The sequence below is a fragment of the Agromyces cerinus genome (assembly GCF_016907835.1).
GTDB lineage: Bacteria > Actinomycetota > Actinomycetes > Actinomycetales > Microbacteriaceae > Agromyces > Agromyces nitratus.
The window spans coordinates 285824-301702 of sequence record NZ_JAFBCT010000001.1 but is presented as its reverse complement, the minus strand read 5'-3'; the positions used below and the strand labels follow the sequence as shown (position 1 = coordinate 301702).

Here is a 15879-nt window from a genome sequence, read left to right as displayed (position 1 = left end):
TGCTGTCGTATCGGCTGACTAGCTGTAGTTGCCGGGGGTGAAGTCGTCGCTCGAGAACGCGTCGAAGTCGACGAAGCTCAGGTCGCCCTCGGTGAACGCGGCGTCGTCGGTGAAGATGCGGTTCGGGTACCGCTCCGCCTTCGCCTCCTCGGTCGCCTCGACCGCGACGTTCCGGTACTTCTGCAGACCGGTGCCGGCGGGGATCAGCTTTCCGATGATCACGTTCTCCTTGAGGCCGACGAGCGGGTCGGACTTGCCCTCCATGGCGGCCTGCGTGAGCACGCGGGTCGTCTCCTGGAAGGACGCGGCCGACAGCCACGACTCGGTCGCGAGCGAGGCCTTGGTGATACCCATGACCTCCTGGCGAGCCGACGCCGTCTTCTTGCCCTCGGTCAGCGCGGCACGGTTGATGCCGTTGTACTTCAGGCGGTCGACGAGCTCACCGGGCAGCAGGTCGGTGTCGCCGTGGTCGACGACGGTGACCTTGCGCAGCATCTGGCGCACGATGACCTCGATGTGCTTGTCGTGGATCGGCACACCCTGCGAGCGGTAGACGTCCTGCACGCCGTTGACGAGGTGCTTCTGCACTTCGCGCACACCCTTGACCCGGAGGACCTCCTTCGGGTCGACGGTGCCGACGATCAGCTGCTGGCCGAGCTCGACGTGCTGTCCGTCTTCGACCAGGAGGGTCGAACGCTTGAGCACGTTGTACGCGATCGGCTCGTCGCCGTTGTCGGGCGTGAGGATGACCTTGCGCTGCTTGTCGGTCTCGTCGATCGTGATGCGACCCGGGGCCTCGACGATGGGCGATGCACCCTTGGGGGTGCGCGCCTCGAAGAGCTCCTGCACGCGGGGCAGACCCTGCGTGATGTCGTCGGCCGAGGCCGAACCACCGGTGTGGAAGGTACGCATCGTCAGCTGCGTGCCGGGCTCACCGATCGACTGGGCCGCGATGATGCCGACGGCCTCGCCGATGTCGACGAGCTTGCCGGTCGCGAGCGAACGGCCGTAGCACTTCGCGCAGACACCGACGGCCGACTCGCAGGTGAGCACGGAGCGCACCTTGATCGTCTCGACGGCAGCCGCGATGAGCTTGTCGATGAGCACGTCACCGACGTCTTCACCGGCCTCGGCGACGACCTCGCCCTTGGCGTTGACCGCGTCGGCGGCGAGGCTGCGGGCGTAGACCGCGTTCTCGACGTTCGGGTCGCGGACGAGCTCGCCCGAGGCATCCGTCGTCGCGATCGGGAGCTCGAGGCCCTTGGTCGTGCCGCAGTCCTCCTCGCGGATGATGACGTCCTGCGAGACGTCGACGAGACGACGCGTGAGGTAACCCGAGTCGGCCGTACGGAGGGCCGTGTCGGCCAGACCCTTACGGGCACCGTGCGTCGCGATGAAGTACTCGGCGACCGAGAGACCCTCGCGGTAGCTCGAGATGATCGGGCGAGGGATGATCTCACCCTTCGGGTTGTTCACGAGGCCTCGCATGCCCGCGATGTTGCGGATCTGCAGCCAGTTACCACGAGCACCCGACGACACCATGCGGTTGATCGTGTTGTCCTCGGGGAACGCCTCGCGCATCGCGACGGCAACCTCGTCGGTGGCCTTCGTCCAGATCTGGATGAGCTCCTGGCGGCGCTCGAGGTCGGTCGTGAGACCCTTCTCGAACTGACCCTGGACCTTGGCGGCCTGCTTCTCGTACTTCGCGACGATCTCGCCCTTGTTGGCCGGCGTCAGGATGTCGGAGAGTGCCACGGTCACGCCCGAACGGGTCGCCCACTTGAAGCCGGCGTCCTTGATGCGGTCGAGGGTCGCGGCGACCTCGGTCTTCGGGTAGCGCTCGGCGAGGTCGTTGACGATCTCCGAGATCTGCGTCTTGCCCGCCTGCGCGTTCACGTAGGGGTAGTCGACCGGAAGCGCCTCGTTGAAGAGGGCGCGACCGAGGGTCGTCTCGAGCAGGTACGGCTTGCCGGGAACGAAGTCCTCGGGGGTCTCGCCCTCGGCGAAGTGCAGGCCCTCGAGACGGATCTTGACCGTGGCACCGAGGTCGAGCGCGAAGTCGCCCGGACGGTTCTGGTCGAAGGCGAGGATGGCCTCGGCGATCGACGAGAACGCGCGACCCTCACCTGCGGCGCCGGACTTGCCGGTCGTCAGGTGGTGCAGGCCGATGATCATGTCCTGCGTGGGCAGGGTCACCGGACGGCCGTCGGACGGCTTCAGGATGTTGTTCGAGGCGAGCATCAGGATGCGGGCCTCGGCCTGCGCCTCCACCGAGAGGGGAAGGTGCACGGCCATCTGGTCGCCGTCGAAGTCCGCGTTGAACGCAGCACACACGAGCGGGTGGAGCTGGATGGCCTTGCCCTCGACGAGCTGCGGTTCGAAGGCCTGGATGCCGAGGCGGTGCAGCGTGGGTGCACGGTTCAGCAGAACCGGGCGCTCACGGATGATCTCCTCGAGCACGTCCCAGACCTGGGGGCGCGAACGCTCGACCATGCGCTTGGCGGCCTTGATGTTCTGAGCGTGGCTCAGGTCGATCAGGCGCTTGATCACGAACGGCTTGAACAGCTCGAGCGCCATCTGCTTGGGCAGACCGCACTGGTGCAGCTTCAGCTGCGGGCCGACGACGATGACCGAACGGCCCGAGTAGTCGACGCGCTTGCCGAGCAGGTTCTGGCGGAAGCGACCCTGCTTTCCCTTGAGCATGTCGCTCAGGGACTTCAGGGCGCGGTTGCCGGTACCGGTGACGGGGCGACCGCGGCGGCCGTTGTCGAACAGTGCGTCGACGGCCTCCTGCAGCATCCGCTTCTCGTTGTTGACGATGATCTCGGGGGCACCGAGGTCGAGCAGACGACGAAGACGGTTGTTGCGGTTGATCACACGACGGTAGAGGTCGTTGAGGTCGGAGGTCGCGAAGCGGCCACCGTCGAGCTGGACCATCGGACGAAGCTCCGGCGGGATCACCGGCACGACGTCGAGCACCATCGCGGCCGGCGAGTTGCCGGTCTGCAGGAAGGAGCTGACGACGCGCAGACGCTTGATCGCGCGGATCTTCTTCTGGCCCTTGCCCTCGGCGATCTGCAGGCGCAGGTCGTCGGCCTCAGCGGCCAGGTCGAAGGCCTCGAGGCGCTTCTTGATGGCCTCGGCGCCCATGTAGGCGTCGAAGTACATGCCGAAGCGGTCCTGGAGCTCGTGGAAGACCGAGTCCTCGGGCTTGAGGTCGCCGACCTTGAGGGTGCGGAAGTCCTCCCACACGCGCTCGAGGTGCGCGACCTGCTCGTCGCCCGACTTGCGGACCTGCGTCATCTCCTTGTCGGCGGCGGCTTCAGCGCGCTTCTTCTGGTCGGACTTGGCGCCCTCCGCCTCGAGTGCGGCGAGCTCCTCCTCCTTGCGAGCCATGAGCGTCGCGATGCGGGCATCGCGCTGGTCGCCGATGGTCTTGATCTCGAGCCGGAGCTCGTTCTCGAGGCCGGGCATGTCGGCGTGACGACCCTCGTCGTCGACGTCGATGACCATGTAGGCGGCGAAGTAGATGACCTTCTCGAGGTCCTTCGGCGCCATGTCGAGCAGGTAGCCGAGACGGCTGGGCACACCCTTGAAGTACCAGATGTGCGTGACCGGAGCGGCGAGCTCGATGTGGCCCATGCGCTCACGGCGCACGGAGGACTTGGTGACCTCCACGCCGCATCGCTCACAGACGATGCCCTTGAAGCGGACACGCTTGTACTTGCCGCAGGCGCACTCCCAGTCGCGGCTCGGGCCGAAGATCTGCTCACCGAACAGACCGTCCTTCTCGGGCTTCAGGGTGCGGTAGTTGATGGTTTCAGGCTTCTTGACCTCACCGTAGGACCACTTGCGGATGTCCTCTGCGGTGGCCAGGCCGATGCGAAGCTCGTCAAAAGTCGTTGCGTCGAGCAATTTCTCTCCTTGGAAAGTCTCTGTAATCGTCTACTGGCCAGGCTTAGATCTCGTCGATGTTCGACGACTCGAAGCGCGCGGAGATGTTGATGCCGAGCTCTTCCGCAGCGCGGAAGGCCTCGTCGTCGGTGTCGCGGAGCGAGACCGCGGTGCCGTCGGCCGAGAGCACCTCGACGTTCAGGCAGAGCGACTGCATCTCCTTCATGAGCACCTTGAAGGACTCGGGGATGCCGGGCTCCTGGATGTTCTCGCCCTTGACGATCGCCTCGTACACCTTGACGCGGCCGAGGATGTCGTCGGACTTGATCGTGAGGAGCTCCTGCAGCGCGTATGCGGCGCCGTAGGCCTGGAGCGCCCAGACCTCCATCTCACCGAATCGCTGTCCACCGAACTGCGCCTTACCACCGAGCGGCTGCTGGGTGATCATCGAGTACGGGCCCGTCGAACGCGCGTGGATCTTGTCGTCGACGAGGTGGTGCAGCTTCAGGATGTACATGTAGCCGACCGAGACCGGGTACGGGAACGGCTCGCCGGAGCGACCGTCGAGGAGCTGCGTCTTGCCGGACGAGTCGATGAGTCGCTCGCCGTCGCGGTTGGGGAGCGTCGAGTCGAGCAGACCCGCGATCTCCTCCTCGAGCGCGCCGTCGAACACCGGGGTCGCGACCTTAGTGCCGGGAGCGGCCTCGTGTGCTTCCTTGGGGAGCTTCTTGGCCCACACCGGGCTGCCGTCGACCTTCCAGCCCTGCTTGGCGACCCACCCGAGGTGGGTCTCCAGCACCTGGCCGAAGTTCATGCGGCCCGGGATGCCGAGCGGGTTCAGGATGACGTCGACCGGAGTTCCGTCGGCGAGGAACGGCATGTCCTCGACCGGGAGGATCTTCGAGATGACGCCCTTGTTGCCGTGGCGGCCGGCGAGCTTGTCGCCCTCGGTGATCTTGCGCTTCTGGGCGATGTAGACGACCACGCGCTGGTTGACGCCCGAGCCGAGCTCGTCGTCGCCGTCCTGCGAGTCGAACACCTTGACGGCGATGATCGTGCCGCGCTCACCGTGGGGCACCTTCAGCGAGGTGTCGCGCACTTCGCGGCTCTTCTCGTTGAAGATCGCGCGGAGCAGACGCTCTTCGGCCGACAGCTCGGTCTCGCCCTTCGGCGTGACCTTGCCGACGAGGATGTCGCCGGGGCGGACCTCTGCGCCGATGCGGATGATGCCGCGCTCGTCGAGGTCGGCCAGCAGGTCGGGGCTGACGTTCGGGAGATCACGGGTGATCTCCTCCTTGCCGAGCTTCGTGTCGCGGGCGTCGACCTCGTACTCCTCGATGTGGATCGACGAGAGCACGTCGTCCTTCACGAGGTTCTGGCTGAGGATGATCGCGTCCTCGAAGTTGTGACCCTCCCACGGCATGAACGCCACGAGGAGGTTCTTGCCGAGCGCGAGCTCGCCGTTGTCGGTCGCAGGACCATCGGCGATGACCTCGCCGACCTCGACACGGTCGCCCGCGTTCACGAGCACGCGGTTGTTGTACGACGTGCCCTGGTTGGAGCGGTCGAACTTGCGCAGGAAGTAGGTCTGCGTGCCGCCCGCATCGAGCTGCACGGTGACCGAGTCGGCCGAGACCTCGGCGACGACACCGGCCTTGTCGGCGGTGATGACGTCACCGGCGTCGATGGCCGCGTAGCCCTCCATGCCGGTTCCGACGAGCGGCGAGTCGCTGCGGAGCAGCGGCACAGCCTGACGCTGCATGTTGGCACCCATGAGGGCGCGGTTCGCGTCGTCGTGCTCGAGGAAGGGGATGAGCGACGTGCCGACCGACACCATCTGGCGCGGCGAGACGTCCATGTAGCCGATCAGGTCGGCGGGAACGAGGTCGACCTCGCCGCCCTTCTGACGGGCGAGGACGCGGTCTTCGGAGAAGTGACCGTCGCTCTTCAGCGGCGCGTTGGCCTGGGCGACGATGTAGTCGTCCTCTTCAGACGCCGTGAGGTAGTCGATCTGGTCGGTGACCTTGCCGGCGACGACCTTGCGGTACGGCGTCTCGATGAAGCCGAACGAGTTGATGCGCGCGAACGATGCGAGCGAGCCGATGAGGCCGATGTTCGGGCCTTCCGGGGTCTCGATCGGGCACATGCGGCCGTAGTGCGAGGGGTGGACGTCTCGGACCTCGACACCGGCGCGGTCGCGCGAGAGACCGCCGGGGCCGAGCGCCGAGAGGCGACGCTTGTGGGTCAGGCCCGCGAGCGGGTTGTTCTGGTCCATGAACTGCGACAGCTGCGACGTGCCGAAGAACTCCTTGATCGCGGCGACGACGGGTCGCACGTTGATCAGGGTCTGCGGGGTGATCGCCTCGATGTCCTGCGTGGTCATGCGCTCGCGGACGACGCGCTCCATGCGGGACAGGCCGGTGCGGACCTGGTTCTGGATGAGCTCGCCCACCGCGCGGATGCGACGGTTGCCGAAGTTGTCGATGTCGTCGACGTCGAGACGCAGGTCGACCGCCTTGCCGGCGCGGCGGCCGGGCAGGGTGGTGCGCTCGTCGTGCAGCGCGACGAGGTACTTGATCGTGGCGACGATGTCCTGGACCGTCAGCACCGAGTCGGTGAGGGGAGCCTCGAGACCGAGCTTGTTGTTGATCTTGTACCGGCCGACCTTCGCGAGGTCGTAGCGCTTCGGGTTGAAGTAGAAGTTGTCGAGGAGCGCACGCGCGGCCTCGGCAGCGACCTGCTCGCCCGGACGGAGCTTGCGGTAGATGTCCTTGAGCGCCTCTTCCTTCGTGAGGATGTTGTCCTTCTCGAGGGTGAGGGCGATCGACTCGTAGCCGGCGAACTCCTCGAGGATCTCCTCGGAGGTGAGGCCGAGGGCCTTCAGGAAGACGGTGACGCTCTGCTTGCGCTTGCGGTCGATGCGGACGCCGACCTGGTCGCGCTTGTCGATCTCGAACTCGAGCCATGCACCACGGCTCGGGATGACGCGTGCCGAGTAGATGTCCTTGTCGGAGGTCTTCTCGGGGGTGCGCTCGAAGTAGACGCCCGGCGAACGCACGAGCTGCGAGACGACGACGCGCTCGGTGCCGTTGATCACGAACGTGCCCTTGGGGGTCATGAGCGGGAAGTCGCCCATGAAGACGGTCTGCGTCTTGATCTCACCCGTGAGGTGGTTCATGAACTCCGCGTTCACGTACAGCGGTGCGGAGTAGGTCTTGGACTTCTCCTTGCACTCGTCGATCGTGTACTTCGGAGGCTCGAGCTCAGGGTTCGTGAACGAGAGCTGCATGGTCTCACCGAGGTCTTCGATCGGGGAGATCTCCTCGAAGATCTCCTCGAGACCGGTGGTCTCAGGCAGGTCCTGCCGTCCGGCGGCCTTGCCCTCGGTGAGGCGTGTCTTCCACGCCTCGTTGCCGACGAGCCAGTCGAAACTCTCCGTCTGGAGAGCGAGCAGGTCGGGTACCGTGAGGGTGTCGGTGACCTTGGCGAACGAGAGACGGCTTGCACCGCGTCCGTTCTTGGGGGTGGGCGTGGTCGCGTTGCGCGCAGCAGCCAAGTGAATAACCTCCATGGCCCCGTCGGGCCGGTTCACTGTCGGTAGCGGAGAGTGGAACCCCTCAGACGAGTGCGGATGCCGGAGACCTCAGGATCTCGACACGCACAGAAGCCGACCGCAATATGAAGGCATGGTGGGTCTGGGAGCGCAAAGGTTAACTATATGTCGCCAGACGCGCCGTGTCCAGTCGATTCTTGATTTGTCTGCGAATCTCCGGTATAACCACGATCCGGCACCCCCGAAACGCGGAACGGCACCCCGCTGCGGCTCACGATCGTGTCGATGAGCGGATGCCGCGGGGCGCCGGATCCGGCGTTCGTTCAGGCCGTCGCGAGCACGCCCACAGGAGTTCCCGAGCGCACCGACCGCTTCGCCGCATCGACGATGGCGAGGGTGCGCACCCCGACCGAGCCGTCGGGGCGGGGCGCCCGCGAATCGCGGATCGCACCGAGGAACTCGTCGATCATGAGCCCGTCGAGATCGGTGCCGAATGCGTCCCAGGTCGCGCCGCCCTCGGCGTACCCCGAGATGTGCGCGGCGAACGGGTCGATCCGCATCGATCCGCGAGTGCCGTGCACCTCGAGTGTGAGTCCGCCCCAGGTGGCGGCCGAGTCGGGCTGGCTCCACGAGCAGTCGATCGTCGCGATGACGCCCGACGGGTAGGCGATCGACACGACACCGCCGGTCTCGACCTCGATCCCTCGGTCGGCGTGCAGGATGCGGTTCGCCGTCGCGTAGACCTCCTGCGCCGGTTCGCCGAGGAGTTCGTCGAGCAGGTCGGCGCAGTGCACGACGTGGTCGACGAGCGCGCCGCCGCCTGCGGCCGCCTCGGTCGTGAACCAACTGCGGTCGAGCGGGATCTTGCCGTTGTTCGTGCCCGAGACGGCGACGACCTCGCCGAGCTGCCCGGCACGCACACGAGCAACGAGCTCGCGGAACGACGGTGCGAAGCGCACCGGGTACGCCGTCATGAGCGAGACGCCCGCCGCCGCGGCCGCGTCGACCATCGCGAGGGCGTCGCCGACCTCGGTGGCGATCGGCTTCTCGCAGAGCACGTGGGCGCCTGCCGCGACCGCCGCGATCGCGAGCTCGCGATGCCGAGCGTTCTCGGCGGTGACGATCACGCCGTGCGGCGCGCGCGCGAGCACGGCGTCGACGTCGTCGAGGTACTCGATGCCGAGGCGCTCGGCGAGCTCTGCGCCGCGCTGCGTGCCCGCGTCGTACGGCGGGAGGTCGGTGCCCACGACCTCGATGCCGCGTTCGACGAGCGAGCGGGCGTACGCCTCGACGTGCGGGTGGGCGAACGACAGGATGCCGATGCGCAGCGGTTCGGTCGAGCTGCTCATGCGCGGGCTCCGATCAGGGCGTCGTCGGTCGAGGCATCCGTCGCCTCGTCTGCGGGTGGGAGTTCGACCGGCAGGCCGCTCTCGATCGACTCGAGCGCGGCCTCGGCGATGCGCACGGCGCGAACGCCGTCGGCGCCGTCGACCCGGGCGGCGCCGCCCGAGCGGATGGCCCGCACGAAGTCGGCGATCTCGGCGGAGTACGGGCTCTCGACCCCGCTCGTCTCGGGCAGGTATCCCCCGCCGTCGATCGGCGGCAGCGCCGAGCGCATCGTGTCGTCGCGCATCGAGTCGAACCGCAGCACCCCGCCGTCGCCCGCGAGGTCGAAGGAGTAGGAGAAGGGCAGCGCCGGGCTCCCCCACGTGCCGTGCACGTGGCTGATCAGCCCCGACTCGTGGTCGAGCACGACCTGGGCCGCGACCACCGGGGCCTCCGCGTCGCCGCCGCGTCGCAGTCGCGCGAACACGCGCCGAACCGGCCCGCCGAGCCACTCGGCCTGGTCGAGGTCGTGGATCATCTGGTCCATCACGATGCCGCCCGAGACGGCGTCGTCGAAGAACCAGGGCGACTGCGGTGCGGCGCTCTGCCGCCGGAAGCGGAAGACCGCCGGCCGGCCGATGCGCCCGGCCGCGATCGCGCCGCGCGCCGCGAGGAACTCGGGGAAGTACCGCACCACGTGCGCCGGGAAGAGGCGCACCCCGGCATGCTCCGCGGCATCGACGACCGCGGCCGCATCGGCAGCGGTGCGGGCGAGCGGCTTCTCGCACACGATGTCGATGCCGTGGCCGATCGCGGCGAGGGCGAGCCCGGCGTGCGTCGCGGTCGGCGTGACGATGTCGACGACGTCGACCGCCGGCCACAGCTCGTCGAGCGAGCCGGCGATCTCGAGTCCGTACTGCTCCGCCAGCGCCTCGGCGCCGGCCTCGGAGTACACGGTGACCTGCGCGCCGAGCGCGAGCCATCCGGGCAGGTGGGCGTGGGAGATCGCGCCGGCCCCGATCAGGCCGACTCGGAGGGAACCGTTCTGCTGCGTCATCCGCTCGCTCATTTCAGTCCGGAGAATGCGACGCCGTCGATGACCCGGCGCTGCATGATGAGGAAGAGGATCAGCACCGGCGCCATCGCCATCATCGCGGCGGCGAGCAGCATCGGGTAGTCCGTGATCGTGCGTCCGCTCGTGAGCGTCGCGATGCCCGCGGAGAGCGGCATGCTCTCGGCGCTCGTCGCGACGATGAGCGGCCAGAGCAGGTCGTTCCACGACCAGAGCACCGTGATGATCGCGAGCGCCGAGAGTCCGGGCTTCGCGAGCGGCAGCATGATCTTCCAGAAGATCTGGAACTGGTTCGCGCCGTCGAGGCGAGCCGCCTCTTCGAGCTCGGGCGGGAGCCCCATGAAGAACTGGCGCATCATGAACGTGCCGAAGGCGCTGAAGATGCCGGGCGCTGCGATGCCGATCACGGTGTTCAGCCAGCCGAGCCCCTGGATGATCTGGTACTGCGGCAGCAGGTAGACCTGCGGCGGCACCATGAGGATCGCGAGGATCAGGGCGAGCACGACCCCCTTGAACGGGAAGTACATGCGCGCGAACGCGTAGCCGGCCATCGAGCACAGCACGAGCTGGCCGACCGTGCGGATCACCGTGATGCCGACCGACACCCAGAACTGGCTGAGGAAGGGCACCCGGTCGAACACGTTGAGGTAGTTCTCGGGCTTGAACTCCGACGGCCAGAACGACGGCGGGATGGAGATGACGTCGGCGTTCGTGCCGAGCGACATGATGAGCTGCCAGACGAACGGGAAGATCATGACGACCGACCCGACCGTGAGCACGACGTAGGCGATCGTGTTCGACTCGCGCGCGCCGATGCGACGCTTAGACATAGGTGACCCATTTCTTCTGGAGTCGGAACTGGAGCACCGTGAAGATGCCGACGAGGAGGAGGATCACGACGCCGATGGCGGCCGCGTACCCGTTGTCCCCCGTCTTGATGTTCGTGAAGAAGTAGTAGACGACCGACTGGGTCTTGTCGATGGCGGGGTTCTGGGTGCCCATGAGGGCGTAGAGCAGGTCGAAGACCTGGAAGCCCGCGATGACCGTCATCACCGAGACGAAGAAGATCGAGGGGGTGAGCAGCGGCACCGTGATCGTCGTGAACTGCTTCCACCGCGTCGCACCGTCGAGGGACGCGGCCTCGTAGAGCTCGACGGGGATGCCCTTCATTCCCGCGGACAGGATGATGAGGTTGAAGCCGAGCGAGATCCAGATGCCGACGAGCGCGACGGCGACGAGGGCGACGCCCTCCGTCGAGAGCCAGGCCGGACCGTCGATGCCGATGAGGGAGAGCGCGTAGTTCAGGATGCCGAAGTCGCCGTTGTAGATGATGCGCCAGACCATGGAGATGGCGGCGGGCATCGCGACGTACGGCAGGAAGAATGCGGTGCGGAACAGGTTGGCGAACCGAAGTCCCGGGCGGTTCAGGAGGCTCGCGAAGTAGATCGCGAGCGGCACGCCGCAGAGCAGCATCGCCGTGTATCCGAGGGTGTTCAGGATGGCGCGGCCCATCGTGGCGTCGCCGGCGAGCTCGATGTAGTTGTCGAGCCCGACCCACTCGGAGTCGCCGAAGGGTCCCCACTCGGTGAAGCTGAACCACAGGTTGCGAACGATCGGCCACAGGTAGAAGAGGGCGATGCCCACGAACAACGGCAGGACGAAGACGAGCGCCCAGCCGAGGTCGCTGCGGCCCCGGCGTCTGCCGCGGCCGGCCGGCGGGGCCGGCGCCGCAGCGGGAGCTGCGACGCCGACCTCACGGACTGCTGAGGAGGTCATTCGTTCTCTTCGGCCAGTGCTTCGTTCATCTTCTCGGCCAGTTCCTTCGCCACGTCGGCGACGGGGCGCTCACCCGAGAAGGCGGCGGGGAGCAGTTCGTTCTCGAGCTGGTTCCACGCTGCGGTGTTCTTCGAGACGGGGTACGGGAACGAGGAGTTCTCGGCCTCGTCGAGGAAGACCTGCAGGTTGTACGGCGCGGACTCGACGAAGGCCGTCTGCGTGCCGGTGTAGGCGGGCAGTGCTGCGCCGGCCTCGGCCTGGATCACCGCGGCGCGCTCGGAGGCGAGGAACTCCTGGAACGCCTGTGCGGCGGCCTTGTTCTTCGACGACTTCGCGACGACGTTCGCCAGACCGTGGATGACCGTGGCCTCCTGCTCGTCCTTGGGCAGCGGCGCGACCTCGATGTCGTCGACGATCGCGGACTCGCGGAGCTCGGCGTTCGACCAGGTGCCCGACCAGAACATGGCCGATTTGCCGTTCACGAACCACACGTTCTGCGGGGTGTCCGAGAGCTGCTGGAGCGTCGGCGCCGAGCCGTCGGCGATGAGGTCGGCGACGAACTGCAGGCCCTCGATCGCCTCGGGGCTGTCGTAGCCCGAGGTGGTGCTGTCAGCGGAGATGACCTCGCCGCCGGCCTGGAGGATGGTGTTGTAGTAGACCTCCTGGCCGCCCGAGAGCCCGTTGACGGTGCCGTAGACGCCATCGGCCTTCAGCGCGTCGGAGATGGCCTTGGCCTTCTCGTGGAACTCGTCCCAGGTCCATCCCTCGGTCGGGTACTCGACGCCGGCCTGGTCGAAGAGGGCCTTGTTGTAGAAGACCGCGACGGTGTCGTAGTCCTTCGGCACGCCGTACTGGGTGCCGTCGAACGAGTACAGGTCGTTGAGCGCCTGCGGGTAGTTCGCGGGGTCGACCGCGTCGGTCACGGGCTCGAGCTTGTCGTTCGAGGCGTAGAGCTGGAAGTTCGGGCCGTTCATCCAGAAGACGTCGGGCAGCGTGTCCGACGAGGCCTGCGTCTGGAGCTTGCCGAAGAACTCCGAGTACGGCGTGACGTCCTTCTTGACCGTGATGTTCGGGTATTCCTCGTTGAACTCCTCGATGATCGTGTCGATCGCCGCCTCCTGGGTCGCGTCCCAGAATGCGTAGTTGATCTCGGCGGTCATGTCCTTGTCGGCGGTCGACGCCGACCCGCCATCGCTGGACGAGCAGGCGGTGAGCAGGAGCGCCGTTGCGGCGACTCCGGCCAGTAGCGCTGTGCGGCGCATGGGTGTTCTCCTCCGGTTAGAGTGGGCGGGATCGCCCGATGTGCAGGTGATTGCGGGTGACGGGAGTCACCCACCGGTCGGCGCGGTGTGCGCCGCGCCGACCGGGTCTCCGGCCCCCTCGAAGTAGCCGACGGCGCCCGAGGGCAGCGCCGGCACGTCGCGGGGTTCCGACGAGTTTCGAAGCGAGTCCGTCGCCGCGGCCGCCGTCGCGACCGCATGGCGCGCGGCGATGGGCGAGGTCTCGGTGGGGATGCCCTCGCGCACGAAGCGGAGGAACTCGGTGACGGTGCGCAGGTCGGCGTCGCCGTGTCCGCCCTCGTCGCCGACGACGGGGTGCTCGAGGTCACCCTCCGGCCGGTAGACGTGACGCTCGTTCCAGACCCGCACGACACCGCCGTCGGTGTCGCCGAAGTTCTCGAGCCGGCCCTTCGTGCCGATGACCGTGTAGTTGCGCCAGTAGTCCGGCGTGTAGTGGCACTGCTCGTACGACGCGTAGACCCCGTTGTCGAGGGTCATGAGCACCATCGACAGGTCTTCGACGTCGATCACGGGGTTGAGTTCGCGCTGCGCGAGCGGCGGCCAGTTGTCGAGGCTGAACCACTCCGGCATCGTGCGGTCGGAATTGTCGCGTCGATCGGCGATGCCGCCGTAGAGGGTGTCGCCGCCCATGCCCACGACCCGCGTCGTGTAACCGCCCGCGAGCCAGTGGATCACGTCGATGTCGTGCGCGCCCTTCTGCAGCAGCAGGCCGTTCGACCTCGCACGCTCGGCGTGCCAGTCCTTGAAGTAGTAGTCGCCGCCGTTGCCGACGAAGTGACGGCACCAGACCGCCTTGACCTCGCCGATCTCGCCGCGCGCGATGGCGTCGCGCATCGTGCGGATGACGGCCATGTGACGCATGTTGTGGCCGACGTAGAGCTTCGCGCCCGCATCGATGGCCGCCTGGAGCACGGCGTCGGCGTCTTCGGTGGTGGTGGCGAGCGGCTTCTCGACGTAGACGGCGATGCCCGCGCGGAGCAGGTCGATGGCGACGTCGGCGTGCGTGTCGTCGGGCGTGAGCACGAAGGCCCCGTCGATGGCGAGCCCCGATGCAAGCAGCTCGCCGGTGCTCGTGAAGGCCTCGGCCGTGGCCGAGAGCGCTTCACGGCCGCGCGAGATCGCCGCCGCGTCGGGGTCGACCAGCGCGACGATCTCGCCGAGGCCGGAGGCCGGGGCGTGCTGGGCGAGGTTCGACCTCGCGCCGCATCCGATCACGGCAAGTCGGAGCGGATGCCCCGGCCCGTCGATGTTCACCATTCGAAGTCCTTTCCATTGGAGTCGAGCGCGTCGCCGCCGTCGGGGCGGCGCAGCGCCGGCATCGGCACCTCGTGCACTCCGTAGACGAGCTCCGAGCTCAGGTCGAACGCCCGCGACAGCGCACCGAAGGCGATCGAGTCGATGCCGAGCCGGGAGGCGAGGACCGTCGGGGCGAACGGCAGCGACACGAGTGCGGCGACCGCAGTATTGAGCGGCTTCACGAGCCGATCGCCGGCGCGCGACATCGGACCGCCGATGACGACGAGGTCGGGGTCGATGGTCTGGGCGAGCACGACGACGGTGTCGGCGATGCCTGCGATGAACGCGTCGACCTCCGCCATGGCCTCGGCGTCGCCCGCGTCGGCGAGCTCGAAGACCCCGCGTGCGGTCGACGCTGAACGCCAGACGATGTGCCCTCGCTCGTCGAGGGGAACCCTGAGACTCGCGTCGCCGAGTTCGCCTGCGGCGTTGTGGCTGCCGCGTCGGAGCCTGCCGTCGAGCACGAGTCCAGCGGAGATCTGACTGCCGATGAGCAGGAAGATCATGTCGTCGGCGAGCCGAGCCGAGCCGAGCCGTTGTTCGGCGAGCGCTGCGAGGTTCACGTCGTTGTCGAGCGTGACCGGACAGCCGAGGAGGGCCGCGAGCTTGCCGCCGACATCGACGCCCTCCCAGTCGGCGAAGCCGTGCGAGATCCAGATGCGACCGTCGGCGCGCACGAGACCGGTGACGCCGATGTGCGCGAAGACGAGCCGGTGTGCGGGGGCGTCGGCGAGGCGGAGCGCCTCGGCGACGAGCAGGCGCACGGCCTCGATGCGTGCACTGCCGTCGTTCGGCACCGGCCCCTGGTGCTCGACGCGGGCGGCCACGGTGCCTGCGAGGTCGGCGAGGATGACCCGCATTCCCGCGATGCCGACGTCGACGCCCGCGACGTAGCCGGCACTGCCGACGAAGCGGGAGACCCTGGCCGGACGGCCGGCGCCGCGGTGCCCGTTCATCTCGTCGTTCGCGACGAGGCCCCGCGCCGCGAGGTCGGCGAGCGCAGCTTCGACCGTGGGCCGGGAGAGGCCGGTGGCGCGTGCGAGCTCGGAGACCGCGGCAGGGCCCTGGTCGCGCAGCTGGAGGGCGCAGCGCGCCGTGTTCGCGCGGCGCAGTGCGCTGACGCGGTGCTCGTGCGTGCCGGGCTCCATCGCTGCTCCTTCGGGTTCGCCGAAGGGGCATGCTTCGGCGCATCTTCTATTTCGCAAGCGGCTTGCGTAATAGCTTGGGGTTGAGTGAACCACAGGGGTCGGATGTCTGTCAAACACTTTTCTCCGCCGAGAGTCGCGCTGCCTCGAAGAGTCGCCAAAAAAACGCAAGATGGTTTCAGATTTGCGCGCCGCATACACGCGGGCGCAGTCGAACCGTGGCGCCGCGCCGGCAACGGATGCCGGGTGGAGCGCGACCCCGCCGACCGCGGCCGAGCCTGTCTCCGAACAGGCGTGGGGACGTGCCGGGTATGCCGACGAAACCCCGTTCTGAGCGGCCGCGCGCATGACGAAGCCCGCCTACGTCCCGCCCCCAACCCACGAGCGAACGCAGAAGCGCCCCTGCTGCGCCTGCTGCAAGACACCCGGCTGCAGTCGGCGTGCTCGATGCGCTCGCAGACGGGTTCAAGTCGGCAGCCGCTCATTATCGGGCGGAGACGCCGATGGCCGACGCGG

Annotated in this window: 9 protein-coding genes; all 9 read right to left on the bottom strand. The window is 67.7% G+C overall.

Going from position 1 to position 15879, the window contains the following annotated elements; translation table 11 throughout:
- Positions 1-18 precede the first annotated feature (18 nt).
- Positions 19-3915: a DNA-directed RNA polymerase subunit beta' gene (gene rpoC / locus JOE59_RS01335; RefSeq protein ID WP_204458627.1), complete on the bottom strand. Its 3897-nt coding sequence runs from the start codon at positions 3913-3915 to the stop codon at positions 19-21.
- A gap of 43 nt (positions 3916-3958) precedes the next feature.
- Positions 3959-7450, bottom strand: a complete 3492-nt coding sequence (gene rpoB, locus JOE59_RS01330; RefSeq protein ID WP_179550994.1) for a DNA-directed RNA polymerase subunit beta — start codon at positions 7448-7450, stop codon at positions 3959-3961.
- A gap of 320 nt (positions 7451-7770) precedes the next feature.
- Positions 7771-8796 (bottom strand): Gfo/Idh/MocA family protein, encoded by a 1026-nt coding sequence (locus JOE59_RS01325; protein WP_204458626.1) that lies wholly within the window; start codon positions 8794-8796, stop codon positions 7771-7773.
- Positions 8793-9830, bottom strand: a complete 1038-nt coding sequence (locus JOE59_RS01320) for a Gfo/Idh/MocA family protein (protein WP_204458625.1) — start codon at positions 9828-9830, stop codon at positions 8793-8795. The genes JOE59_RS01325 and JOE59_RS01320 overlap by 4 nt, the downstream gene beginning before the upstream one ends.
- Positions 9831-9838: 8 nt before the next feature.
- Complete coding sequence (locus JOE59_RS01315) at positions 9839-10675, bottom strand: carbohydrate ABC transporter permease (RefSeq protein WP_204458624.1); 837 nt, start codon at positions 10673-10675, stop codon at positions 9839-9841.
- The gene (locus JOE59_RS01310; RefSeq protein WP_204458623.1) at positions 10668-11621 is read right to left on the bottom strand and encodes a carbohydrate ABC transporter permease; all 954 of its coding nucleotides are present in this window, start codon (positions 11619-11621) and stop codon (positions 10668-10670) included. Before JOE59_RS01310 ends, JOE59_RS01315 begins: the two co-directional genes overlap by 8 nt.
- Positions 11618-12883 carry an ABC transporter substrate-binding protein gene (locus tag JOE59_RS01305; protein ID WP_204458622.1) on the bottom strand — a complete coding sequence of 422 codons (1266 nt, stop codon included), beginning with the start codon at positions 12881-12883 and terminating at the stop codon, positions 11618-11620. The genes JOE59_RS01310 and JOE59_RS01305 overlap by 4 nt, the downstream gene beginning before the upstream one ends.
- Before the next feature lie 66 nt (positions 12884-12949).
- Positions 12950-14179: a Gfo/Idh/MocA family protein gene (locus tag JOE59_RS01300; protein WP_204458621.1), complete on the bottom strand. Its 1230-nt coding sequence runs from the start codon at positions 14177-14179 to the stop codon at positions 12950-12952.
- Positions 14173-15366 carry an ROK family transcriptional regulator gene (locus JOE59_RS01295; protein ID WP_204458620.1) on the bottom strand — a complete coding sequence of 398 codons (1194 nt, stop codon included), beginning with the start codon at positions 15364-15366 and terminating at the stop codon, positions 14173-14175. Before JOE59_RS01295 ends, JOE59_RS01300 begins: the two co-directional genes overlap by 7 nt.
- Positions 15367-15879: the final 513 nt, after the last annotated feature.